This window comes from Formosa sp. F44 (genome assembly GCF_056238645.1).
This window is the reverse complement of the sequence record NZ_JBWDLJ010000005.1, coordinates 95,948-118,517: the sequence shown is the minus strand read 5'-3', so window position 1 is coordinate 118,517 and position 22,570 is coordinate 95,948. Positions and strand designations below refer to the sequence as shown.

Genomic DNA, 22,570 nt, shown 5'->3' with positions numbered 1-22,570 from the left:
AATATTTTTTAAATTACATCTTTTGTTTTTTCACTATTTACCAGCCTTAAAATATTTAAAGGGTTTTCGTTTTTAAGTGCATCTGGTAATAAATCGTTTGGCCAATCTTGGAAACTAACCGGTCTTACCCATCTCTTAATCGAGTCTACTCCTACAGATGTAAATCTAGAATCTGTTGAAGAAGGATATGGACCTCCGTGCACCATAGAAGGGCACACCTCGACACCTGTTGGCATTCCGTTTAAAATAATACGTCCAACTCTATTTTGTAAAGCTGCAATTACTTTTGGATAATTGGTAGCTTCATTGTCGTCGGCAATTAATGTTCCTGTTAATTGACCTTCTAATTTAGAAAGTATAGTTTCTAATTCCGCCATATCTTCACACTGTACAATTATAGAGTACGGTCCGAAAACTTCTTGATGTAATGTCGGGTTTGCTATAAAGGTTTTCCCTTGAACGGTAGCCACAGCGTGCTTCGCGTAATTAGGTTTAACCTCAGCAGTGTAATCGGCTACAATATCTAACTCTGGTTGCTCTAAAGCTTTAGATTTATTATTGTTATAAGCCTCAAGTATGTTTGGATGTAACATACATGTTGGATCTATGTTAACAAACTCTTTTGATAAAATAGAAATAAAATTATCTAAACTTTCACCTTTAACCCCTAATAACAGCCCTGGATTAGTACAGAATTGTCCTGTACCCATAGCAATAGAAGAAGCGTAAGTTTTAGCCCAACTTTCTGCTTTATTTTCTAAAGCTTTTGGAAGCGCTACAACAGGATTTATACTTCCCATTTCGGCAAACACAGGAATAAGTTCATCCCTTTTTGTTGCTAAATCGTATAATGCTCTACCACCGCGAATACTTCCTGTAAAACCAACTGCTTTTACTTTTGGATGACTCACTAATAATGATCCTTCTTCGATACCATTACTATTAATATTAGAGAAAATTCCGTTTGGCATTCCTGTTTTTTCGGCCGCTTTAATTATTGCAGATGACACTAATTCTCCTGTTCCCGCATGCATTGGGTGTGACTTTACGATTACTGGACAACCTGCAGCAAATGCAGCAGCAGTATCTCCTCCAGCTGTAGAAAATGCTAAAGCAAAATTACTAGCTCCAAAAACAGCTATAGGCCCTAATGGCACATACATTTTACGTAAATCTGATTTAGGTAAAGGTTCTCTGTCTGGTATTGCAGTATCGATACTTGCATCTACCCATGAACCTTCGGTAATTAAATCGGCAAAAGTACGTAGCTGAAACATGGTTCTTCCACGTTCTCCTTGCGCACGTCCTGCAGGTAAGCCTGTTTCTGCACAATACATATCTAATAACTCATCTCCAAGTGCTAAAATTTCGTCTGCAATTGCATTTAAAAACGCCGCCTTTTTTAATCCTGAAAGTGATCGGGTTACCTCGAATGCTTCTGACGCTAATGTCACAGCTTCATCTATTTCTTCTGAAGTTGCAGCATAGAACACGTGCTCATTTTCGGTATTTGATTGTGGATTAAATGTTTTGTATACGTTTTCGCCTTTTGCAGATAGTTGGCTACCTATATAATTTTTTCCTGTTATCATCAAGTTTGTTTTTTAATCCGAATTAGGGATCTTGTTTAATTATTAATTCGTTTTAGTAGGTTTGTAATTTACAACTATAACACAATTACTAATCGATTTATTTTTGTTTAAACCTCATCAAATATTACTAATAAATTTGACGATACTAAACAAAGTACATGTTAAAATAAAGATAAATGTTTGACTTTTCCGTTTAAAATAAACAATAAAATCAAACATTTTATCTATTAGAAACATGATTATTTCTAAGCTATTACACTTAAGTTTTTATACTCTGGTAATGTTGGTCTTACTGCAAGTGCATCTGTAATAATTTTTTCTATTTCTGCACGCTCTTCACCTTGTAACACTAATCTTGGCGCTCTTACATATTCAGAACCAATGTCTGTATGTAACGTTGCAAATTTAATGTACTGCACTAATTTTGGGTGGATATCTAACTCTAACAATGGCATAAACCAACGGTAAATCTCAAGAGCTTCTTGAATACGTCCTGCTTTTTGAAGTTCGTAAATAGCAACAGTTTCTGCTGGAAATGCACAAACTAAACCAGCTACCCAGCCGTTTGCACCTAATAATAAACTTTCTAATGCTAAAGTATCTACTCCAGTCATAATAGCTAGTCTATCTCCAAAACGATTTTTAATTCTAGTTATATTTGTTGTATCTCTAGTCGATTCTTTTACCGCTTGAATGTTTGGACACAATTCAACCAATTCGGCAAACATATCTAGAGTCACTAAAATTTTATAATCTGTAGGGTTATTGTAAATCATTATTGGCAATGACGTACTGTCTGCAATAGCTCTAAAATACTCAACAACCTCTTCGTCTGATGCTTTATATCGCATTGGAGGCAGTATCATTAAAGCTTCGGCTCCATCTTCTTCAGCAGTTCTTGCTAAATTTATAGCCGCTTTAGTTGTTGTTTCTGCAATATTCATTAAAACAGGCACCTTTCCTTCTGTAAACGCAACAGCTTCTCTTGTTAAAATACGTCTTTCTTCATCTGTTAATGTGCTAGCTTCACCTAAAGTACCTCCTAATACAAGACCATGGACACCTGCATCTAATTGTGCTTTAATATTAACCTTAAACAACTCTAAATCCAATTCATCTTTATCTGTAAATTGTGTTGTAATCGCTGGCATAACGCCTTCCCATTTAAAACTCATAAATTCTGTTTTTTAATTTACTCAAAAATATAGAATACTAAAACTTTCAAAATAATGTATTTTATCTATAATTGATACTATTTTACATATTTTGCCCTAGTTTCATAAAAAATTAGCCCTTATTAAAAATAAAACAACCAGAACCAGTATTTGACTCAACTAATCCGTTGAAATTCAATTTAATATTTTTCATGACCAACCAGTCTAGAATGAACCTATATTTTGTCTAAAAACTAGCATGAATGTTCCCCTAACCGAGACTTATTATAAAGTGGTAGGTTTTAAATGTACTGCCATAATTAATTAAAGATTATAACACTCCACGCGTTACTAAATTCCTTAACTATTTGTAAATACTGAAGCAGTAATCCTTAATAGATAGATAATACATGAAGCACAAATAGTAGGCCGACTAATTGTAATTTTATTAGTTAATTTTTCAAGTAAAACGGTTGTTCATGTCTTTATCTCGCCCAATATTTTACATTTTTATTTTTCTATCCTGCTCTTGCTTTGCTCAAGCACCTTACAAGATTCATTCTCACAACGATTACAGTCAGCTTTTACCCTTTTGGAAAGCTTATAATAGTGGTTTAGAATCTATAGAAGTGGATGTGTTTTTAAAAAACGACACTTTATACGCTACGCACGAAGCCCATGAAATTAAGTCACAAAACACCTTAGAATCTTTATACTTAGCACCTTTAAGTAAAGTTTATAAAACCCACTTAGGGGCCGAACAGCAGATCCAACTTTTAATCGATATAAAATCTGAAGCATACGCCACACTTGATGCTATTGAGACGGTATTAAAAACATATCCTGAACTCACAAGTAACCCAAAACTGAGTGTTGTTATTTCGGGACATAGACCCGAATTAGAGGATTACAATACCTATCCTGATTATATACTATTCGACTACCAAAGCTTAGAGCCAATTCCTAAAAAAGCACTGAATAAAATTGCATTAATAAGTCTTAGCTACGCAAATTTCTCGTCTTGGAAAGGTCAGGATTCTATTCCGACAACAGATTTTAATACCTTAAAACATGTTGTAAACCAAGCACACGCACACCATAAACCATTTCGCTTTTGGGGTGCTCCAGACACGCCATTGGCCTGGAATACTTTTTATAGAATGGGCGTAGATTTTATAAACACAGATCAGCCGCTAGAATGCGCTAACTATTTTAATACTCTAAATGCGACCACAAGAGCTATAGAAATTGCTTTTATTTCGGATATACACTTTCAAGATATTTATGGCGAATTTTCGGATAACGATTATAAAGGAATATACAATGACAGGACCAATAAGCACACACTTTTAAGAACAATGGATGCGCAATTGCATTCTACAAGAATCTTTAACGAGAATTATTTTGCACTATTTGCGGCCTTAGATGATATGGTAAACAAAGGCATAAAGTATGTCGCTTTACCGGGTGATTATACCGACGACGGCCAAGCCATTCATTTAAAAGGTTTGCAACACATTCTCCAGTCTTACGAAACAACTTATGGTATGCAATTTTTTATAACCACCGGTAATCACGACCCTGTTGGACCTCTTGCTCAAGATTCTGGAAAATCTGATTTTATGGGAACAGACGGACAGGCTCAAGCTATTTATAGTTATAAGCCATTAAAAACCGACCTTCCTGTCATTCTTTCTAAAGACATTAAAAAATTAGGGTACACAGGCGTTCTTAATCATTTACAATCTTTTGGTTTTTTCCCTCAAGAAAACCATCTGTATTGGGCTACTCCCTTCTCTAAATATACACCCGAGACTTACACTTATAAAACAGCATTACAGCAAAGCACATTAAATAATAGAATGTATAATATGGCGCCAGGATACACCATTCCCGACGCTAGCTATGTTGTAGAACCAACACCAAACGTATGGCTACTCGCTTTAGATGCCAATGTGTATTTACCAAAAGATTCTATTGCAAGCCACGCTTTAGACCCGAAAAATTACAGCGGCGCTAGTATAGGATATAACAATGTAATTACTCATAAAACACACCTTATACAATGGGTAAAAACGGTTGCCTCGGAAGCCAAGCGATTAAACAAAACACTTATTGCTTTTAGCCATTACCCGATGATTGATTTTAACGATGATGCATCAAAAGAATTAGAATCCTTTTTCGAAGGTAAAAAATGGCAATTAGAACGTGTACCTCAGGAAGCGGTCTCTAAAATATTTTTTGATGCCGGAATAAAAATCCATGTAGCAGGACATATGCACATTAACGACACTGGCGTGAGAACCTTTGAAAACGAAAAGTCTTTAATTAATATACAAACACCATCTATTGCCGCGTATATTCCAGGTTATAAAATATTAAAAATAAAAGCCAATAATGAGATTGAAGTGAGCACTATACAAGTTAATCAGGTTCCTAATTTTGATGATTTATTTCCACTTTACGAAAAGGAATATAAGCATTTAATTTCGCAAGGAAACCCTTTATGGAATCATGAAATTTTAAACAGTACGTCGTATCATGATTTTACCATGTTTCATTTAAAAGAACTAGTACGCTTAAGATTTCTAAAAGAATGGGCTCCGAGTTTTAAGGATTTCATGTTAAATATCACCGCTAAAGATTTACTTCTGCTACCTTACTTAGATACTAATATCTCAATTGAAACCTTATGTCTAAACAAAACCGAATATAAGTTAGATTGGGAAATGGCCGAAAACAAAGCTGTATTGGCTTTACAAACCTCCGATTTAACAGTAGAGGATTTTAAAGACTGGACTGGCTTTGATATGATATTTGATTTTTACCGAATTCGGAATGCTGATGTTTTAGCAATTAACGATATTGGAGACAAACAAATAGCCATATATAAATGGCTATTTGATACTTATAAGTTGACGCTATCTCCGAATAAAAACGACGATATCAGACAGAAATTATTAACCTTTTCTTCAATCTTTTTAAAATTCTTAAACGGTGCCCCTGCTAATCATTTTGTTATAGATTATAATACAGGAGCTTTAAAAGCTATAGAAAACTAGTACTTACTTTGTTGTAACCGGATTCTTTCTAACATATGTCCCGTTTTTAAATGAAATATGATAATCGCTTTTAAATAATTTACTAGGCAAATAATAATCTGTAGTGATAATTTGTGCACCAGAATCCTTTGCCATATTAAAATGAGAATAGTCGTTAGATCGTGCTTCTTTGGTACCTGCATCTGCACGCGTTCTTATTATATATCCTTTAGACACTAAATCTTTTATGGACTTATCTTCTGGATTATTTCTAAATAAAGTTGCCGCTTCAGGCGTTCCTGGATTTGCATTTGCAAACATAGCACGATTATTAAGCGATGGATGCCCTTTAATATATAAATCACGTTTTCTACCAGAGTCATCTAAAATAAATAAGAACTTTCCCCTAGCGTCTTTTAATGTTGGCCAGTTATTATTTAACACTGCCTGCTCTAGAGTTTCATATTTACCTTTAACATTATCCGGAGTTATTAATTTATCACTTCCTAAACCGCTTTTTAGTGCATTATCGAGTTCTGCAAAAAGTGATGTTGTAAATTCTTCTGGCTGTGTGCCAAACATATTTGTTTTTCCGTCTTTAGCTTCTAATGTTACAAAAATAGGTTCGTGATTAGGATGCGCCTCAGACCATGATTTTATATCCTTTAAGCAAGCATCTAGAGTATAATAATGCGTTCTAAAATCGATATCTATAACATGTAAAATTTTAAATCCCGGTTTTTGCATGACTTTATTAGGATCGAATACCTCATCTGGTTGTGCTAGAGATAATCCTTTTGGATTTGCATACGTCCCTCCTTTAGAATCGGCATAAACATCTATTTCAAGATTTCGTAATCCCATATCTAACTGCCCTAATATAGGTATATGGGTATACTGTAAAGATTGTATACTATTGGTGGTATCCTTTTCTTCTAAAAAACGATATAGTTTAGGCTCTATTTCTTTTTTATAACTGTTATGAGAACCAATAACTTGAAGCTGATTAATGCGTAAAGCATCGTGTTGAGATCTCACTTTTAAACATAGAATACACAATAAACATAAGGACAAATAATATTTCATAACTAAAAAAAATTAGTGGCCAAAATTACCACTAATCCATTAAGTTCATGTTAGTAAATTAAGAACAAAATGTAAAAACTTAACATGTTTAAGTGACCCACACAAAACCATTAAACTACTACACAACAACACATTAACATTTTTCAGTATAATTTACACCACACTGTTTATTTAACAGTTGCATAACTATTAGCTAAAATTTGAGAGCTTAAGATTTCATTAATTTGCGACACGATTAAAACCTATAAAGTTTTGTTAACGACTTCCAATTAACCTCTAAAATCTTTACTCACTTAATGAATTAAAAATACGTATAAACTTTCCTCAAAACAAAAAACCATAGTTGCTACGAACAACTACGGCCTATTAATTAAGCATTGTAACACCAATAACTTAAATATGTATAATAAAAATAATTTATTTCTATTAAAAAATATAACTTTTTTAATATTATTCTTGCTTGTATACCAAACGGGTTACACAAGTACTGCCACAGCCTCAAAAAACAAAACGTCTAATAAAGCGATTCAAAAAACGATACAAGGTAAAATTGTAGACGAAACTGGCGTTCCCTTATTAGGCGCTTCTATTTTAATAAAAGATACAACCATAGGTGCTTCTGCCAACTTTGACGGTGAATTTTCTATCGAAGCCAGCTACGGACAAACATTACAAATTTCATTTATCGGTTATGAAACCCAGGAAGTTGTTATAGATGCCGACTACCTAAACATTACCTTACAACCTTCTAGCGCTGTGTTAAACGAGGTTTTAATTGTAGGATATGGTCAGCAAAAAAAGAAAGATCTTACAGGTGCTGTAACTCAATTATCGTCTAACGACTTTAAGGAAGGTGTAAATATTTCTGCAGATAATTTATTACAAGGTAAAGTTGCAGGTGTACGTGTAATTCCTTCTAACGGAGAACCAGGTTCTGGTGTAGACGTTTCTATTCGTGGTGTAGGTTCTATTAGAAGTGGTAGCACACCTTTATTTGTAGTAGATGGTGTTCCTTTAAGTAATACAAATGTGAGTGCGCCTAGTCCTAATTTTGGACTTGGAAATTCTAGCGCAAAGAATCCACTAAACTTCCTTAACACTAGTGATATTGCTTCTATTACAGTGTTAAAAGATGCATCTGCTGCCGCGATATACGGAGCAAGAGGTTCTAACGGTGTTGTTATTATTACCACAAAACAAGGAAAAACAGGCAAAGCAGCTATTACGATAGATTCTTATTTAAGTGTTTCCAATGTAATTAAAAAGATTGACGTCCTAGAAGCAGACGACTACAGAAATGCTATAAATGACGATGCTTACGATCATGGAGGCAACACAGATTGGCAAGACGAATTACTTCGTAGCGGTATCACTCAGAATAACAATTTCTCCTTTTCGTCTAAAACAGAAAGCGGAAATTATTACACCTCTTTATCGTTAATGGATCAGGAAGGGATTGTACATAATAGTGGTTTCGACAGAGTAACGGCGCGTTTAAATGCTGAAGAATCTTTCTTTGATAACAAACGATTAAAGGTAAAGGTAAATTTAACTGCCAGCCAGATTAATGAAACTGGAGTGCCAAATGGTTCTGATGCAGGTTCTGATGGACAGTTAATTATCCATGCTTTAATGGCTAACCCAACACAACCTGTATTTGATGAAGATGGCGAATACACCAACTTTAATTTAAATCAGAATTATAACCCGATGTATTTATTGGACATTTACGAGGATCATACCAATACAGTACGAATTCTTGGAAATGCCGAAGCATCGTTTAGAATAATTGATGGATTAGACTATAAATTTAATTATGGTGTAGACCGTTCGGTATCAGAACGTAATTCTACTATTTACCCAAATGCTACAGATAGAACGCCAGAAGGTGCTTACGTTCAAACAAATTTAGAGTCTCAGAGTACTTTAATGGAGCACTATTTAACGTATCGTTTTGGATTTAATAGAAACAACTTTGAAGTTTTAGGAGGATTTTCATATCAGAAATTCGATTTCTCTGGAACAACATTTTCTGTTACAGGAATAGATCCTAAAGGCACAGGTGTTAAACCAGAATACGATCCTGGATATTCTGGGCAACAGAATGGCTTAAGTGGATACGCTCAAGAAAACGAATTACAATCTTATTTTAGTAGGGTAAATTACAATTTCGATGACAGATATTTAATTACTGCATCGGTAAGAGCAGATGGTTCGACCCGTTTTGGTGAGAATAACAAATATGGATATTTCCCTTCATTTGCATTAGGTTGGAATTTAGACAACGAACAGTTTTTAATGGATTCTGATGTGATTAACCAATTAAAACTAAGACTTAGTTGGGGACAAACAGGAAACCAAGAAGTACAAAACAAAATCACCCAGGCCAGTTATTCGCAATCGGCTGCAGGAGGATATTACTTATATAACGATCCGAGCATAACAAATGGAATTGTAGTAAACAGAACTGCAAATCCAGATTTACAATGGGAAGTAGTATCGCAATTAAATATTGGTGCGGATTTTAGTTTATGGAATAACAAATTATACGGTTCTGCAGATTATTACACAAAAACAACAACCAATGCCATTCTAAACATTCCTGCCGAACCTTTAAGCCCAACAACAACAGTGTGGCAAAACATTAGTGGAGAAATTGTAAATAAAGGTTTTGAATTAAGTTTAGGATCACAAATTATAAGTACAGACGACTTCTCATGGTCTCTAGATGTAAACGGTGCAACGTTAGATAATGAGGTAGTAGACTTACCGGTTTCAGAATTATATTCAGGTAGTGTTGCAGGACCAGGTTTATCTGGAGTAGTTGCAAACATTTATAAAAGTGGTTACGAAGCAGGATCGTTTTATATGTTAAAACACTTAGGTTTCGATGCGAATGGCGCAGACATTTTTGAAGATTTTAATAACGATGGCGCTATAAATAGTGACGACCGTCAGATTTTTGAAGGTGCTCTACCTAATTTCACTTACGGGATAAACACCAACTTAAGTTATAAACGTTGGGATTTAAGTCTTTCTTTAATTGGACAAAGTGGTGGTTTACTAGTTAACAATACCAATTTAGCGTTAAACATTAACAACATTGTTTCCGATAGAAATGTCCTTTCAGAATTTTATAATGCTGGAGCTAGTTATTCTAACACACCTCAACTTTCGACATTATATTTAGAAAAATCAGATTTCCTACGTTTAAACAACGCAAGAATAGGATACTCCTTAGATACAGATCGTCTTAATTTAGAATGGCTACAAGGTTTAAACCTATATCTAAGTGCTCAGAATTTATTTACAATCACTAACTATTCTGGTTACGACCCGTTAATTAATAGTCCGCGAAATTCTGGAGGAAACCAATCTATAGGAATAGATTACACGACTTACCCATCATCTAAAACGTATATGCTAGGTGCAACACTAAAATTATAATTTATGAAAACTATCAATATAATATCAAAAATAACGTTCACTTTCATCTTAAGTGCGCTGGCTTTTAATTGCTCGGATTTAGATGAAGTTGTTAAAGACGAAGTCATTGGCGGACAAACATCTAATCCAGAGAGTGCAATTGCTGCAGCTTACGGACAATTGGCAGATGGTACGTTTACAGATCATGGTAGCGTTTTTGGTTTACAAGAATATCCTACCGACGAATGTATGCTACCTACTCGAGGAAGCGACTGGGGAGATGGTGGAAAATGGAGAGACCTTACAGAGTTTACTTGGGGAACGACTAATGCACAAGTTACAGGTACATGGAATGCTTTAAATAGCGGTATCACTAAAACGCTAATTGCCATTGAATCTTTACAAGAAAACCCAAATTATGCGAATTATGATTTATTCATGGCCGAAGCCAAAGCTTTATTAATTCTATATGTATACAATACTTTGGACTTATTTAACCAAGCACCATATAGAGACTTATTTTCAGACGATAAATCTTTAGTTTTTCTTCAAGCAGATACAGAAATAGATAATTTAATATCTGATTTAGAAGCTATCATTCCAAATCTTGCAAATTTAGGAGAACAGCAAACCTATAATGGCCGTTTTACAAAACAAGCCGCTTATGCTTTGTTAGCAGATATGTATTTAAACAGAGCTGTTTTTAAAGATCGTTATAATACTTCTTCTAGTTTTAATTTTACAGAAACTGCTGTCGATAACGACGGGACAGACATGGATAAAGTTATTTACTATTCTACGTTATTAATTAACGATCGCTTTAGTTTAGAGAGCAACTACTTCGACAATTTTGCACTAAGTAATTCTAACGGATCTGAAATTATTTTTGCAGTAATTCAGGAAAATGATAATATTAGAAGAAGTGATAATGATTTTGCCTATATGTCTACCGGACGTGCGCAAAAACAAACTCCAGACAACAGAGGAACTAATGGCTCTAATGTGGGACCTGAATTTTATAAGACTTGGGAAGGTAATCATGACGATCCGCGATTCCACAGATATTATCAGTATGCCGATGGAACTTGGTTTATGAACGATGGCACAACGACTAGTGTACCTGCAGAAGATATTAGACCCGATACAGGAAAACCTTTAGTACATTTTAATAGAGGTTTGCAAGTTGGACAACAATACGGACCTACACTTGATGGAAAAGGAGGCTTTAATATGACTGCAGACGGAAGAATTGCAATTAGCAAATTATACATGGAAAAGAACACGACTATTCCTATGGACTATACGCCAGAAATGAATTTTAACAATCCGTCGGAAGCCATTTTAACACAAGATCAAATTAATGCAGGTGTACGTAACTTTAAATGGGAATTTGATCCAGAAAATGGAAACGGTAACAGTGCTGTAGATATTCCATTATATCGTTTAGGAGGTATGTATTGTATGCGCGCAGAAGCTTATTTTAGAAAAGGAGAAACGGGTCTTGCTTTAGCCGATATTAATACATTGCGCACTAGCAGAACTCGAGAAGCTTTATTTGATAATGCTCCTGGTGTTGCCCTTGAAACTTTAGATGACGTTACTCTATACAACGAAATCGGATTTGAAATGTATTGGGAAATGTACAGAAGAAAACAAATGATTCGTTTTAACACTTACGACAAAGCGTATACAGCTAAAGCCACTACGCAACCGTATTTAAGAGTTTTTGCTATCCCACAATCTACTATTGATGTTACAGATGGCATTGAGCAAAATTTCGGATATAATTAAGCCGGCTTTTTAATCATCTATTAAAAGGTAGCAATTCATATTGCTACCTTTTTTTATTTAGCACAGTCATCTCTCCTATCGTTTCCAGATAAATACAGACTTGCAAAAATTAGAAGATTTTTCTAACACACTATGCACATGTAGCTAGCAACATATTTTTACAATAAGTTGAAAGGTATTTCAATAAATAACGGCTAACTTTCAAACACCATAAAAACATATTGATGCAAATTTTAAAATCACTTTTAATCGTTTTTTCAATAGGATTACTTACCGCTTGTAATTCAAAAACCAAGAAAACAGAACCTCAAACCGTAACAGAAAGCGTTACAACACCCGAAGAACCATCTCATTCTTTATCCGAGTCCCAGAGAATAATAGATGAAGCGATTAAGGCGCATGGTGGAGATTTATACGATACGGCTAATTATTCATTTGTATTTAGAGATAACACATTTCAATTTAAGAATAACAATTCGGAATACGTGTATACAAAAATATACAACAAAGACGGTTCGAAAATTATTGATGTTTTAGACAATGGTCGTTTTTCTAGAACTATTAATGGTAAACCTGTTCAATTATCCGATAAAGACATGGCGAGTGGCACGGGAGCTTTAAATTCTGTAATTTACTTTGCAACCTTACCGTATAAATTAAACGACGAAGCTGTGAATGCTAAACGTATGGAAAGCACCACTATAAAAGGAGAAGCTTACGAAACCATTCAAGTAACATTTAATGAAGATGGCGGTGGTGAAGATCACGACGACGAATACTATTATTGGATAAATAAAGACTCTAAAAAAATCGATTATTTAGCTTATAATTACAGCGTAAATAAAGGAGGTGTACGCTTTAGAGTCGGTTATAATAAAAGCGTTGTAGATGGTATTACGTTTCAGGACTATACAAATTACGAAGCTGAGGTTGGAACACCGTTAAAGGATTTACCTGCGCTATTTGAAGCGAATAAATTAAAAGAGCTTTCAAAAATAAAAACAGAACACATTATTAATTTAAGTAAACAGAAGTAAAAAAAGATTGTTCTTATTTGCCGTGTTTAAGCAACTTAATAGTTAATCTAGAAAACAGAACACGACATTCTTATCTACTCTAATCTGACTTTTAAAAGCTTTAATTTTTAATACAAAGATTAAAGTTTTTAGAAGTCTTTGTGCTTCTATTAACAAAGGTATCAGAATATATTATTGAATTGTAATCGTAAAAAATCGGATAATTCTACATTTTTATATTCTCAACTCCGCGCGAACAAAAAAAAATATACCCAGAAGAGAACTTAAAAGAGTAATCGTTTATATATAAAAGGTATCTAGCAGAGTCAAGAATCTCCCATAATAATCGATAATTATTCCTTTATTTAATCGCTGTTAGGATTCGAGTTTCTAAACTATTCTATAATGACCTCTATTCGCAACAGATTAAGAAGGTTTGATGATCTATTTAACAGGTTTCTTTTCTTACAAAAATCACATTGTATTTTAGTCCAATACATAACTTTTAAGACGGATGCCTATTGAGCTATTTTTGATGGTGATAGACTATAAAAAACAAAACCCTCATAATCATACGATTATAAGGGTTTTTGCGGAGAATGAGGGATTCGAACCCCCGGAGGTGTGACCCTCAACAGTTTTCAAGACTGCCGCATTCGACCACTCTGCCAATTCTCCGAGTGTCTCATCAGGTATTCCCTGATTGCGGGTGCAAATATAAGACGCTTTTTCGATTATATCAAATAAAAATTAAAAAAAATCGAAACATTTTTCACGACCTCATTTAACAAATTATATTTCAAATGGTTATAAATTTATATCTACAACCTATTTCACGTGCAAGAGTAAGCTTTCATCTAAAATAATAAAGATATTAAGGCTAAAGTCCGTTTCAAATCCTATTTTTGGCACCTATTAAATCAGTATATGGATATTATTAAACAGTTGCAATGGCGATATGCCACTAAAAAATTCGATAACAACCGCATTATAGAAGACAGCAAACTTCAAGTGCTTTTGGATGCTTTCAATTTAACAGCTACATCTTATGGTTTACAACCTATAAAATTAGTGGTGATTAAAAATAAAGCATTGCAACGTGAATTGGTAGAAGCCTCCATGAATCAGGAGCAAATTGCTCAAGCCTCTCATGTCTTAGTATTCTGTATAGAAACGACTATAAATAATGTATTTGTCGAAAATTATTTTAAACGTGTACAGGCCATTCGCAATACACCGGAAGCTGTTTTAAAACCTTTTAAAAACTTTTTAATATCAGATTTCGAAAATAAAGAACAATTACAAATAGAGAATTGGGCAACCAAACAAGCCTATCTTGCTTTAGGAAATATGCTAACGGTGTGTGCTGTGCAACATATTGATTCTTGCCCCATGGAAGGCTTCACCCCTACTAAATACGATGATATTTTAGAACTTACTCAAAAAGGATTAAAATCTGTTTTAGTACTTCCGATTGGATATCGCGCAGAAGACGATATATTTTCTGACATGAAGAAGGTAAGAAAACCTGCCGCAGATAGTATCATACATTTATAAGAGTAACGCCCTAAATCGTACGCCTTTCCATATTTGTTGTGCTATGAATATTGAAGGTTAAATAATATGTACCTCGATTGAGCCACCGTGTTGTCGTGTTTTATAGCACTAAAATGGTTTCTCCTTTTTTATAATTGCCACATGCTCCGGATTGAAAAGATCTAGAATCTTCGTTTTGACTTCTTTTTTATTCCTTGCTTTAATCGTAAATTTGAATTCAATTTTAAATAGACCTCATGCCTGGATTTGAACTTTTTGGAAGTGCCGAAAAAAAAGAAGTACACGATGTACTTGAAAGTGGTGTTTTAATGCGTTATGGCTTCGATGCCATGAGAAACAATCATTGGAAAGCTAAAGAATTAGAAACCGAATTACAAACTCAAATGCAAGTTAAGCATGCGCAATTAGTATCTAGTGGTACTGCTGCCGTGTCTGTAGCTTTAGCTGTTGCCGGTGTAGGTTCTGGAGACGAAGTTATTCTACCAACTTTTACTTTTGTTGCTAGTTTTGAAGCCGTGCTAATGCTAGGCGCGACTCCTGTTCTAGTAGACATAGACGATACGCTAACCTTGGATATTACTGCTGTAAAAAATGCTATCACTCCAAAAACCAAAGCGATTATGCCTGTGCATATGTGCGGAGGAATGGCGCGATTAAAAGAATTAAAACAGATTTGCGACACACATAATCTAAAATTAATTGAAGATGCCTGCCAAGCCATTGGAGGAACTTACGAGGGGAAACCTTTGGGAAGTTACGGAGATGTAGGATGCTTTTCATTCGATTTTGTTAAAACCATAACATCGGGAGAAGGTGGTGCCATTATTACCAATAACGACGAGTACGCCACTTGGGCAGATCATTATAGTGATCATGGTCACGACCATGTGGGATCAGATCGCGGTGCCGAAAGCCATCCTTTTTTAGGTTATAATTTCAGAATATCAGAACTTCATGCCGCGGTAGGTTTGGCTCAAGTTAGACGTTTAGATGATTTTATAGCCATTCAGAAAAAGCATTATACCATTTTAAGAGATGCTTTAAGTGTTATTCCGGAAATTACATTTAGAACAACCCCGGAAGAAGGTGTAGAAAACTATTCGTTTTTAAATTTCTTTTTAACGGATTTAGAAACGTCTAATAAAGCAATGTTGGCTTTAAAAGAAGCAGGTATAGATGGGTGTTTCCACTACTATAATAACAATTGGCACTATGTTAGAAAATGGAATCATTTAAAAGAAGCCAAAAGCCTATTTCCTATTGCTCCTCAAATACAAGATGCCTTAAGTACTTTAGAAAATAAGAACTTCGAAAAATCAGATTATTATATCGCAAGAAATATATCGTGTTTAATCAAGTTATCTTGGACTGAAGACGAAGTTAAATTACGAGCGTCTAAAATGGTCGAGGCCATTAAAAGTGTGCTGTAAATTATAAGAGCTAAGAACATAAACAACCATTCTCTGTTTTATTTAAGAGAATGGTTTCTTTTTTTATAGCATATTCTTAGAACATTTACTTCTCAGTTATACATTCTTCTACTTAATGAGTTCTGTTTAGTGCTCCTTTGTAAATAAATTCCATTACAAAGCAAAACACTATAATTCCAAGCGAAATAATAACGCCTATTTTATTGCCTGAAAACTGTTGTATAATTAGCGTTACAAAAGCTAACAAGCAAAGTGCACACGCTATGCCATGAATCCACTTATTAGAGCCTAATACCGCATGTTTTTTATAACCTATATAGTTTACAATACAGAATACAAGTAAAAAGCCTGAGCTTCCCGCTGTAGAAATACTTTCCAAATGAAATAGGTTTACCAAAGCAATAGATAATATTGCCGTAATTAATAACCCTACAGGTTTGCCCCAGAACTGATGACAAAAATATTTAGGTAATTCCTGATCTATTGCGATATCGTAATTCACTCTCCCACTTCCTAAAACCGTGGCATTTATAGCCGAAAATGTAGAAATTAACGCTGTTATGGTTATAATTGTAAACCCTACTTGACCTAAAGTGGGTTCTGCTGCTTTTGCTAAAACATAGTCTTGAGCATCGGCAATCGCTGTAAACGGTAAAGAGCCCACAGTAACTACGGCAATTAACACGTACAATACAACAACAAAGCCAACGGCTCCAAAATAGGCTTTAGCTGTGTTTTTTTCTCGATCTTTTAAATCGGATATAGAATTTGCTATCAGTTCAAATCCTTCATAAGCAACAAAAATGACCATTCCTCCGGATAATAATAAGAACGGATTCTCCCAATTTGATGGCGACAATTGCTCTAAATGTTCTGGATGTGTAGAAAATCCGTAAAACCCAACACCTATAAAAGCAATTAAGATAAGGAGTTTTATAACTACAGCCACAGATTCTATACGACTCACCAAGCTTACACTTAAATAATTAATAAGAAGAGCAATCGCAATAATTGCCGATTGAAATATATGAGTATCTATAGTGTGGTCTCCAGTTAAAGATATTAAGGCTGCGCCATAAGAACCAAAAGCCGATGCATAGAGTGCTAACATAACAATATAACTAATCCAGAGTAGATTGTTTATTCCTCCGGCAAAAACTCCATTTCCATATTGCTGATGAATAAACTTAACAGTACCTCCATTTTCTGGATACTTCTTAGACAACTTAGCATACGAATATGCGGTTAACATTGCAATTAAGCCCGCAAACAGAAACGCTATAGGTGTACCACCTTTTGCCAAAGACACTGCGAGACCGAGTACAGCAAAAATACCACCTCCAACCATACCTCCTATACCGATAGAAATAGCATCTTTTAAATTTATTTTTTTATTCATAATGGATATTAAGATTAGATGAGGTATTCTAACTCCGACTAGAAAAGGAAAAATAATAGCAGAGTCCGGATAATTAGATGACTTGACCTTTTAAAATTAAGTCAAATATAGAAGAGAGAAAAGTATAGGGCAAAAAAAAAGTTCAATGTAAAAACATTGAACTTTTAAAGAGCCGATGGAGGGACTCGAACCCACGACCTGCTGATTACAAATCAGCTGCTCTAGCCAGCTGAGCTACATCGGCTTGAAAATCGAGTGCAAAGATAGAGCTATTTCTAATATCTGCAAATCTTTTTCAAAAAAATTTAGCTTAATTTATTAATTTTATCAATCAGCTTACGACCTTCAGTCTCTAATTCTTGATTAATAGCCTTAAAATGAGCCTTTTTGTCTTCTACATTTTTATTATTCACTTTTGCTATTAAAGTGTCAAAAGTATTGATTGCTTCGTCTATAATTGCTTCACTTTCCTTAACATCTTTGTCTGTGTTGGTATATTGCCAAACATAAACAGCTTCGATAATATCTCCTAAAACGAAATTAATGTCCTTTTTAAGATCTCTAACATTTGCCATAATTTAATATTGTATTTATTTAACTGCAAAATTACACTAATCCAAAACAAATTTTGTTATAAATACAAATAAATATTGCTGAATTAAAATTTAATAACTACATTTAAGTCATGAATGTAAGCAAAGCACATAATAAGCAAATTTGTAATTGTATTTCACAACAGTGGAAGTCAATCGTCATTTTCATGCTTAATATTAAGCTAGCAACGCATCTTGAATTTAGTTAACTATTATATAATATAACGATAAACGACAAAGGTGCTTTTTTAAAGGCACCTTTTTTATTTTTAATCCATTACTAATTTAAATTTTAAAATTATGAAAAATGTAATCTCAATGTCACAGAAAAACCAGAAGCTTATTGCCCATTCCAATCGTATTAACGTCATGTTTTGCACATTTCACCACTACGAATTCAGTCCCACTTTAGTTTATCCTTAAAACAATACATCATGAATACATACACATATACCAACGTACCTTTTACTGTAACAGAACATGTAAGTAACGCTAATGGCTTTTTATTACCTCACAACCTATATAACAAGGTTAAAACAGTCGCGGCTTACCCTATTAAAGAATTTTATTTACAAGACGCCCCCGATCTTGCAGATTTTAAATTTAAAATGCATAAAAATGCATTCCTAAATGATGAATTAACTATTCAGGCACAACTTATAAAAAAACATGATAATGGTTATTTAGTAAATATTATTGTTACTAAACCAAAGCCAGTCACTAATCATCATGAAACAATTTGTAGTGCAATGTTTGGCTTTACTTTGGATAAAGATTATGTCCGAGAAGAAAAAACAGCTTGTTAAATAAAATTCCCGAGTGTTACACCCGGGATTTTTTTTGCTTTATTCTGAAATTTAAAAATTTAAAACCAAAATTTTCTCATGCATATCAATGTATGTGCAATGAGGTAAACGAGATATTAAGAGACCTCTTTAATTACCAGAGTAACTTACAAAGTTTCTAGGTGTTTCGTAGAGTGTAATTTCTAATTGTAAATCGTCTTTCAGTTTCGGTTTTATTTTATTGTAGATTACAACAGCAATGTTCTCTGCTGTAGGATTAAGATCTTTAAATTCTGGCACATCCAGATTCAGGTTTTTATGATCGAAAGCCTCTTCTATTTCGTCTTTTATAAGTTGTTTTAAAATTTTTAAATCAATAACAAAACCCGTTTCTTTATCTATTTCTCCCGTGACACTTACAATAACATCATAATTATGTCCGTGATAATTTGCATTATTACAGCGACCAAAAATTAACTGATTTTTTTCGTCCGTCCAATCCTTCCTATATAATCTGTGGGCCGCATTAAAATACCCTTGCCTACTTACTTTCGCTATCATATATTACGAGATATTTATAAAGTCATAAAATTTATCAAAAATAATCTTAAACCAAGACGTATAATTGTCTGGATGAAGTTTAATATCGGCTTTAACATCTTCTAATGTCATCCATTTCCAATCGGCCACTTCATCCGGATTTATATTAGGTTGTCCATTATAATGTCCAACTAAGATATGGTCGTACTCGTGCTCGGTTAAACCATTCTCGAAAGGTGATTTATACATAAAAGACGTCTTTTCTTCTAAAGCTGTTACAAACCCCATTTCCTCTTCTAAACGTCTTCTTCCGGCATCTAGATTAGACTCGCCATCCCGTTGATGACTACAACATGTATTGGTCCATAATCCTGGTGTATGGTATTTACTTAATGCCCGTTGCTGTAACATTAATTCATTCTTTTCGTTAAATACAAATACAGAAAAGGCTCTATGTAATACGCCTTTTTCGTGTGCTTCAAGTTTTGGCATAAGCCCAATTGGCTCATCATTTTCGTTAACTAATACTACGTTTTCTTCTATCATATTGTAAAAATACCAAGTAAAATTATAAAATACGTTAATGTGAAGATAAAAATAAAAAGGGGCCGCTTCATTTATTACATTTCATACTAATAATAGTATCTTTGCGTCCTATTTTCAAGAATTATTATGAGTTTTAAAAGTGAAATAAACAGACGTCGTACCTTCGGAATTATATCGCATCCCGATGCCGGTAAAACAACCTTAACTGAAAAATTACTTCTTTTTGGTGGTGCAATTCAAGAAGCTGGAGCCGTAAAAAGTAACAAAATTAAAAAAGGAGCTACGAGTGACTTTATGGAAATTGAACGTCAGCGTGGGATTTCTGTTGCTACTTCTGTATTAGCTTTTGAATATAATGGTATAAAAATTAATATTCTTGATACTCCTGGACACAAGGATTTTGCCGAAGATACCTTTAGAACACTTACTGCTGTAGATAGTGTAATTGTTGTAATTGATGTTGCAAAAGGGGTCGAGGAACAAACTGAGAAATTAGTTGAGGTTTGCCGTATGCGAAACATTCCAATGATTGTTTTTATAAACAAAATGGACCGTGAAGGTAAAGATGCTTTCGATTTATTAGATGAGGTTGAGCAAAAACTAGGATTGAAAGTTGTACCGTTGAGTTTTCCTATAGGAATGGGTTACGACTTTAAAGGGATTTATAACATTTGGGAAAAGAATGTAAACCTGTTTAGCGGAGATAGTAGAAAAGATATTGAAGAAACTATAGAAATTTCGGATCTGTCTTCTCCAGAATTAGACAAAATAGTAGGAGAAAAAGCAGCCGCTACATTAAGAGAAGAAATTGAATTGGTTGATGGCATTTATCCGCAGTTCGATAAACAAGAGTATTTAGACGGACATATGCAACCTGTGTTTTTTGGGTCTGCTTTAAATAATTTCGGAGTTCGTGAATTATTAGATTGTTTCGTAGATATCGCACCAAAGCCAAGACCTAAGCAAAGTGAGGAGCGCCTTGTACAACCAGACGAAAATAAATTTACAGGATTCGTGTTTAAAATACATGCGAATATGGATCCCAACCATAGAAACCGTTTAGCTTTCGTAAAAATTGTTTCAGGAGAATTTAAACGTAATTCGCCTTACCTACATGTTAGAAGTAAGAAAAAAGTAAAGTTCTCTAGTCCGAATGCCTTCTTTGCAGAGAAAAAAGAAATAGTAGATATTTCATTTCCTGGAGATATTGTAGGATTACAAGATACAGGAAGTTTTAAAATTGGAGATACCTTTACAGAAGGTGAAATTCTTAATTATAAAGGCGTGCCAAGTTTCTCTCCAGAACACTTTAGATATATTAATAATGCCGACCCATTAAAATCGAAACAACTTAATAAAGGTGTCGACCAATTAATGGACGAAGGGGTTGCCCAATTATTTACCTTAGAACTTAACGGAAGAAAAGTTATTGGTACCGTTGGAGCTTTACAGTATGAAGTTATTCAATACCGTTTAGAACACGAATATGGGGCAAAATGTACGTACGAAAACTTAAACGTATATAAAGCGTGCTGGGTAGAACCTAAAGATAAAAAGAGTGACGAATTCAAAGAATTTCTTCGTGTAAAACAACGTTTTTTAGCGAAAGATAAAAGAAATCAATTGGTGTTTTTAGCCGATTCTCAGTTCTCTTTACAAATGACAGAACAGAAATATCCTAATATTAAATTCCATTTAACATCAGAATTTGATTAAGGTATAGCACAAAATAAAAGACACGCATTTTTAGGGTGTCTCAAAAACATGAAAAATCCCATTGATATAGTTCAATGGGATTTTTTATGTTTAAGCTTCATCAGCAAATACAAAGTTTAATGGAATTGGAGCTTGCTATGGAAAAACCATTTCGAGCAACCTTACCAACCTAATGATCACACTTTATATGAGAACTATTAAGCCTCGCCCGTAGGTCCAAAGTTTAATGGAATTGGAGCTTGTTAAGAAAAAGCCATTTCGAGCAACCTTACCAACCTAATGATTACACTTTATATGAGAACTATTAAGCCTCGCCCGTAGGTCCAAAGTTTAATGGAATTGGAGCTTGTTACGGAAAAGCCATTTCGAGCAACCTTACCAACCTAATGACCACACGTTATATGAGAATTATTAAGCCTCGCCCGTAGGTCCAAAGTTTAATGGAATTGGAGCTTGCTATGGAAAAACCATTTCGAGCAACCTTACCAACCTAATGATCACACTTTATATGAGAACTATTAAGCCTCGCCCGTAGGTCCAAAGTTCAATGGAATTGGAGCTTGCTCGTAATCTTTAATTTCACCATGTGCTTGTTCGAAACGGTTTACATTATCTGCCAATGCCTTTAACAAGCGTTTAGCGTGCTGTGGTGTTAATATAATTCTAGATTTAACCTTACTCTTAGGAGTTCCTGGCATAATGCTAACAAAGTCTACTACAAACTCCGAAACGGAATGGTTAATAATTGCAAGGTTAGAATAAATTCCTTCTGCAATCTTTTCGTCTAATTCTATATTAATTTGCCCTTGTTTTTTAGGATCTTTTTCGTCTGCCATATCTATTATGTTTTTAATAAAAAAATCCCGCTCAATTAGATTGGGCAGGATTTTAAAATATT

The 22,570-nt window shown here is 34.2% G+C and carries 16 protein-coding genes and 2 tRNA genes; 8 read left to right on the top strand and 10 right to left on the bottom strand.

Annotation, left to right across the window (positions count from 1 at the left end):
• Window positions 1–8: 8 nt before the first annotated feature.
• Both AC0UBM_RS15780 and AC0UBM_RS15775 read right to left on the bottom strand, forming a co-directional pair.
• On the bottom strand, window positions 9–1,592 hold the full coding sequence (locus tag AC0UBM_RS15780; protein WP_475689261.1) for an aldehyde dehydrogenase (NADP(+)): 1,584 nt from the start codon (window positions 1,590–1,592) through the stop codon (window positions 9–11).
• Between the two features lie 245 nt (window positions 1,593–1,837).
• Window positions 1,838–2,767: a dihydrodipicolinate synthase family protein gene (locus AC0UBM_RS15775; protein WP_414035386.1), complete on the bottom strand. Its 930-nt coding sequence runs from the start codon at window positions 2,765–2,767 to the stop codon at window positions 1,838–1,840.
• A gap of 458 nt (window positions 2,768–3,225) precedes the next feature.
• Here AC0UBM_RS15775 and AC0UBM_RS15770 point away from each other — a divergent pair, with 458 nt between their 5' ends.
• Window positions 3,226–5,808 carry a metallophosphoesterase gene (locus tag AC0UBM_RS15770; protein WP_475689260.1) on the top strand — a complete coding sequence of 861 codons (2,583 nt, stop codon included), beginning with the start codon at window positions 3,226–3,228 and terminating at the stop codon, window positions 5,806–5,808.
• Window positions 5,809–5,811: 3 nt separating this feature from the next.
• Here the strand turns inward: AC0UBM_RS15770 and AC0UBM_RS15765 are convergent, their stop codons facing one another.
• The gene (locus tag AC0UBM_RS15765) at window positions 5,812–6,825 is read right to left on the bottom strand and encodes a phosphatidylinositol-specific phospholipase C1-like protein (RefSeq protein WP_475689259.1); all 1,014 of its coding nucleotides are present in this window, start codon (window positions 6,823–6,825) and stop codon (window positions 5,812–5,814) included.
• 447 nt (window positions 6,826–7,272) lie between these two features.
• Between AC0UBM_RS15765 and AC0UBM_RS15760 the strand changes: the two genes are divergently transcribed.
• The 3 genes from AC0UBM_RS15760 (at window position 7,273) to AC0UBM_RS15750 (ending at window position 13,127) form a co-directional block, all read left to right on the top strand.
• Window positions 7,273–10,320, top strand: coding sequence for a SusC/RagA family TonB-linked outer membrane protein (locus tag AC0UBM_RS15760; protein ID WP_475689258.1), 3,048 nt, complete (start codon window positions 7,273–7,275; stop codon window positions 10,318–10,320).
• Window positions 10,321–10,323: 3 nt separating this feature from the next.
• Window positions 10,324–12,090, top strand: a complete 1,767-nt coding sequence (locus AC0UBM_RS15755) for a RagB/SusD family nutrient uptake outer membrane protein (RefSeq protein WP_475689257.1) — start codon at window positions 10,324–10,326, stop codon at window positions 12,088–12,090.
• Between the two features lie 224 nt (window positions 12,091–12,314).
• Window positions 12,315–13,127 carry a DUF6503 family protein gene (locus AC0UBM_RS15750; protein ID WP_475689256.1) on the top strand — a complete coding sequence of 271 codons (813 nt, stop codon included), beginning with the start codon at window positions 12,315–12,317 and terminating at the stop codon, window positions 13,125–13,127.
• A 572-nt stretch (window positions 13,128–13,699) separates the two neighbouring features.
• Here the strand turns inward: AC0UBM_RS15750 and AC0UBM_RS15745 are convergent.
• Window positions 13,700–13,784 (bottom strand) — tRNA-Ser (locus AC0UBM_RS15745).
• Between the two features lie 249 nt (window positions 13,785–14,033).
• On the opposite strand from AC0UBM_RS15745, the gene AC0UBM_RS15740 reads away from it, so the two are divergent.
• Window positions 14,034–14,663, top strand: a complete 630-nt coding sequence (locus tag AC0UBM_RS15740; RefSeq protein ID WP_414035380.1) for an NAD(P)H-dependent oxidoreductase — start codon at window positions 14,034–14,036, stop codon at window positions 14,661–14,663.
• A gap of 236 nt (window positions 14,664–14,899) precedes the next feature.
• The gene (locus AC0UBM_RS15735) at window positions 14,900–16,093 is read left to right on the top strand and encodes a DegT/DnrJ/EryC1/StrS family aminotransferase (protein WP_475689255.1); all 1,194 of its coding nucleotides are present in this window, start codon (window positions 14,900–14,902) and stop codon (window positions 16,091–16,093) included.
• Window positions 16,094–16,205: 112 nt separating this feature from the next.
• Here the strand turns inward: AC0UBM_RS15735 and AC0UBM_RS15730 are convergent, their stop codons facing one another.
• The 3 genes from AC0UBM_RS15730 to AC0UBM_RS15720 all read right to left on the bottom strand — a co-directional run bounded on the left by AC0UBM_RS15730 (window position 16,206) and on the right by AC0UBM_RS15720 (window position 18,067).
• Window positions 16,206–17,492 carry an APC family permease gene (locus AC0UBM_RS15730; RefSeq protein ID WP_475689254.1) on the bottom strand — a complete coding sequence of 429 codons (1,287 nt, stop codon included), beginning with the start codon at window positions 17,490–17,492 and terminating at the stop codon, window positions 16,206–16,208.
• Window positions 17,493–17,662: 170 nt separating this feature from the next.
• Window positions 17,663–17,736: transfer RNA gene (locus AC0UBM_RS15725), tRNA-Thr, on the bottom strand.
• Between the two features lie 61 nt (window positions 17,737–17,797).
• Window positions 17,798–18,067, bottom strand: a complete 270-nt coding sequence (locus AC0UBM_RS15720) for a hypothetical protein (protein ID WP_414035377.1) — start codon at window positions 18,065–18,067, stop codon at window positions 17,798–17,800.
• 452 nt (window positions 18,068–18,519) lie between these two features.
• On the opposite strand from AC0UBM_RS15720, the gene AC0UBM_RS15715 reads away from it, so the two are divergent.
• Window positions 18,520–18,891: a hypothetical protein gene (locus tag AC0UBM_RS15715; protein ID WP_414035376.1), complete on the top strand. Its 372-nt coding sequence runs from the start codon at window positions 18,520–18,522 to the stop codon at window positions 18,889–18,891.
• Between the two features lie 129 nt (window positions 18,892–19,020).
• On the opposite strand, the gene AC0UBM_RS15710 is transcribed toward AC0UBM_RS15715, so the two are convergent.
• Both AC0UBM_RS15710 and idi read right to left on the bottom strand, forming a co-directional pair.
• A complete protein-coding gene (locus AC0UBM_RS15710) occupies window positions 19,021–19,431 on the bottom strand; it encodes a 6-pyruvoyl trahydropterin synthase family protein (RefSeq protein WP_414035375.1) in 411 nt (136 codons plus the stop codon).
• Window positions 19,432–19,434: 3 nt separating this feature from the next.
• Entirely contained in the window at window positions 19,435–19,956 is a 522-nt protein-coding gene (gene idi / locus AC0UBM_RS15705) for an isopentenyl-diphosphate Delta-isomerase (protein ID WP_414035374.1), read from the bottom strand.
• Between the two features lie 126 nt (window positions 19,957–20,082).
• On the opposite strand from idi, the gene AC0UBM_RS15700 reads away from it, so the two are divergent.
• The gene (locus tag AC0UBM_RS15700) at window positions 20,083–21,672 is read left to right on the top strand and encodes a peptide chain release factor 3 (protein WP_414035373.1); all 1,590 of its coding nucleotides are present in this window, start codon (window positions 20,083–20,085) and stop codon (window positions 21,670–21,672) included.
• A gap of 518 nt (window positions 21,673–22,190) precedes the next feature.
• Here AC0UBM_RS15700 and AC0UBM_RS15695 read toward each other — a convergent pair.
• The gene (locus AC0UBM_RS15695) at window positions 22,191–22,508 is read right to left on the bottom strand and encodes a DUF3467 domain-containing protein (protein ID WP_414035372.1); all 318 of its coding nucleotides are present in this window, start codon (window positions 22,506–22,508) and stop codon (window positions 22,191–22,193) included.
• Window positions 22,509–22,570 lie beyond the last annotated feature (62 nt).

What these genes read in the sequence shown, in the direction of transcription:
- AC0UBM_RS15770 (WP_475689260.1), top strand. Translation starts at nt 3,226, where the DNA reads ATGTCTTTATCTCGCCCAATATTTTACATTTTTATTTTTCTATCCTGC.
- AC0UBM_RS15755 (WP_475689257.1), top strand. Translation starts at nt 10,324, where the DNA reads ATGAAAACTATCAATATAATATCAAAAATAACGTTCACTTTCATCTTA.
- AC0UBM_RS15750 (WP_475689256.1), top strand. Translation starts at nt 12,315, where the DNA reads ATGCAAATTTTAAAATCACTTTTAATCGTTTTTTCAATAGGATTACTT.
- idi (WP_414035374.1), bottom strand. Translation starts at nt 19,956, where the DNA reads ATGATAGAAGAAAACGTAGTATTAGTTAACGAAAATGATGAGCCAATT.
- AC0UBM_RS15740 (WP_414035380.1), top strand. Translation starts at nt 14,034, where the DNA reads ATGGATATTATTAAACAGTTGCAATGGCGATATGCCACTAAAAAATTC.
- AC0UBM_RS15695 (WP_414035372.1), bottom strand. Translation starts at nt 22,508, where the DNA reads ATGGCAGACGAAAAAGATCCTAAAAAACAAGGGCAAATTAATATAGAA.
- AC0UBM_RS15700 (WP_414035373.1), top strand. Translation starts at nt 20,083, where the DNA reads ATGAGTTTTAAAAGTGAAATAAACAGACGTCGTACCTTCGGAATTATA.
- AC0UBM_RS15730 (WP_475689254.1), bottom strand. Translation starts at nt 17,492, where the DNA reads ATGAATAAAAAAATAAATTTAAAAGATGCTATTTCTATCGGTATAGGA.
- AC0UBM_RS15760 (WP_475689258.1), top strand. Translation starts at nt 7,273, where the DNA reads ATGTATAATAAAAATAATTTATTTCTATTAAAAAATATAACTTTTTTA.
- AC0UBM_RS15710 (WP_414035375.1), bottom strand. Translation starts at nt 19,431, where the DNA reads ATGATAGCGAAAGTAAGTAGGCAAGGGTATTTTAATGCGGCCCACAGA.
- AC0UBM_RS15735 (WP_475689255.1), top strand. Translation starts at nt 14,900, where the DNA reads ATGCCTGGATTTGAACTTTTTGGAAGTGCCGAAAAAAAAGAAGTACAC.
- AC0UBM_RS15780 (WP_475689261.1), bottom strand. Translation starts at nt 1,592, where the DNA reads ATGATAACAGGAAAAAATTATATAGGTAGCCAACTATCTGCAAAAGGC.
- AC0UBM_RS15720 (WP_414035377.1), bottom strand. Translation starts at nt 18,067, where the DNA reads ATGGCAAATGTTAGAGATCTTAAAAAGGACATTAATTTCGTTTTAGGA.
- AC0UBM_RS15775 (WP_414035386.1), bottom strand. Translation starts at nt 2,767, where the DNA reads ATGAGTTTTAAATGGGAAGGCGTTATGCCAGCGATTACAACACAATTT.
- AC0UBM_RS15715 (WP_414035376.1), top strand. Translation starts at nt 18,520, where the DNA reads ATGAATACATACACATATACCAACGTACCTTTTACTGTAACAGAACAT.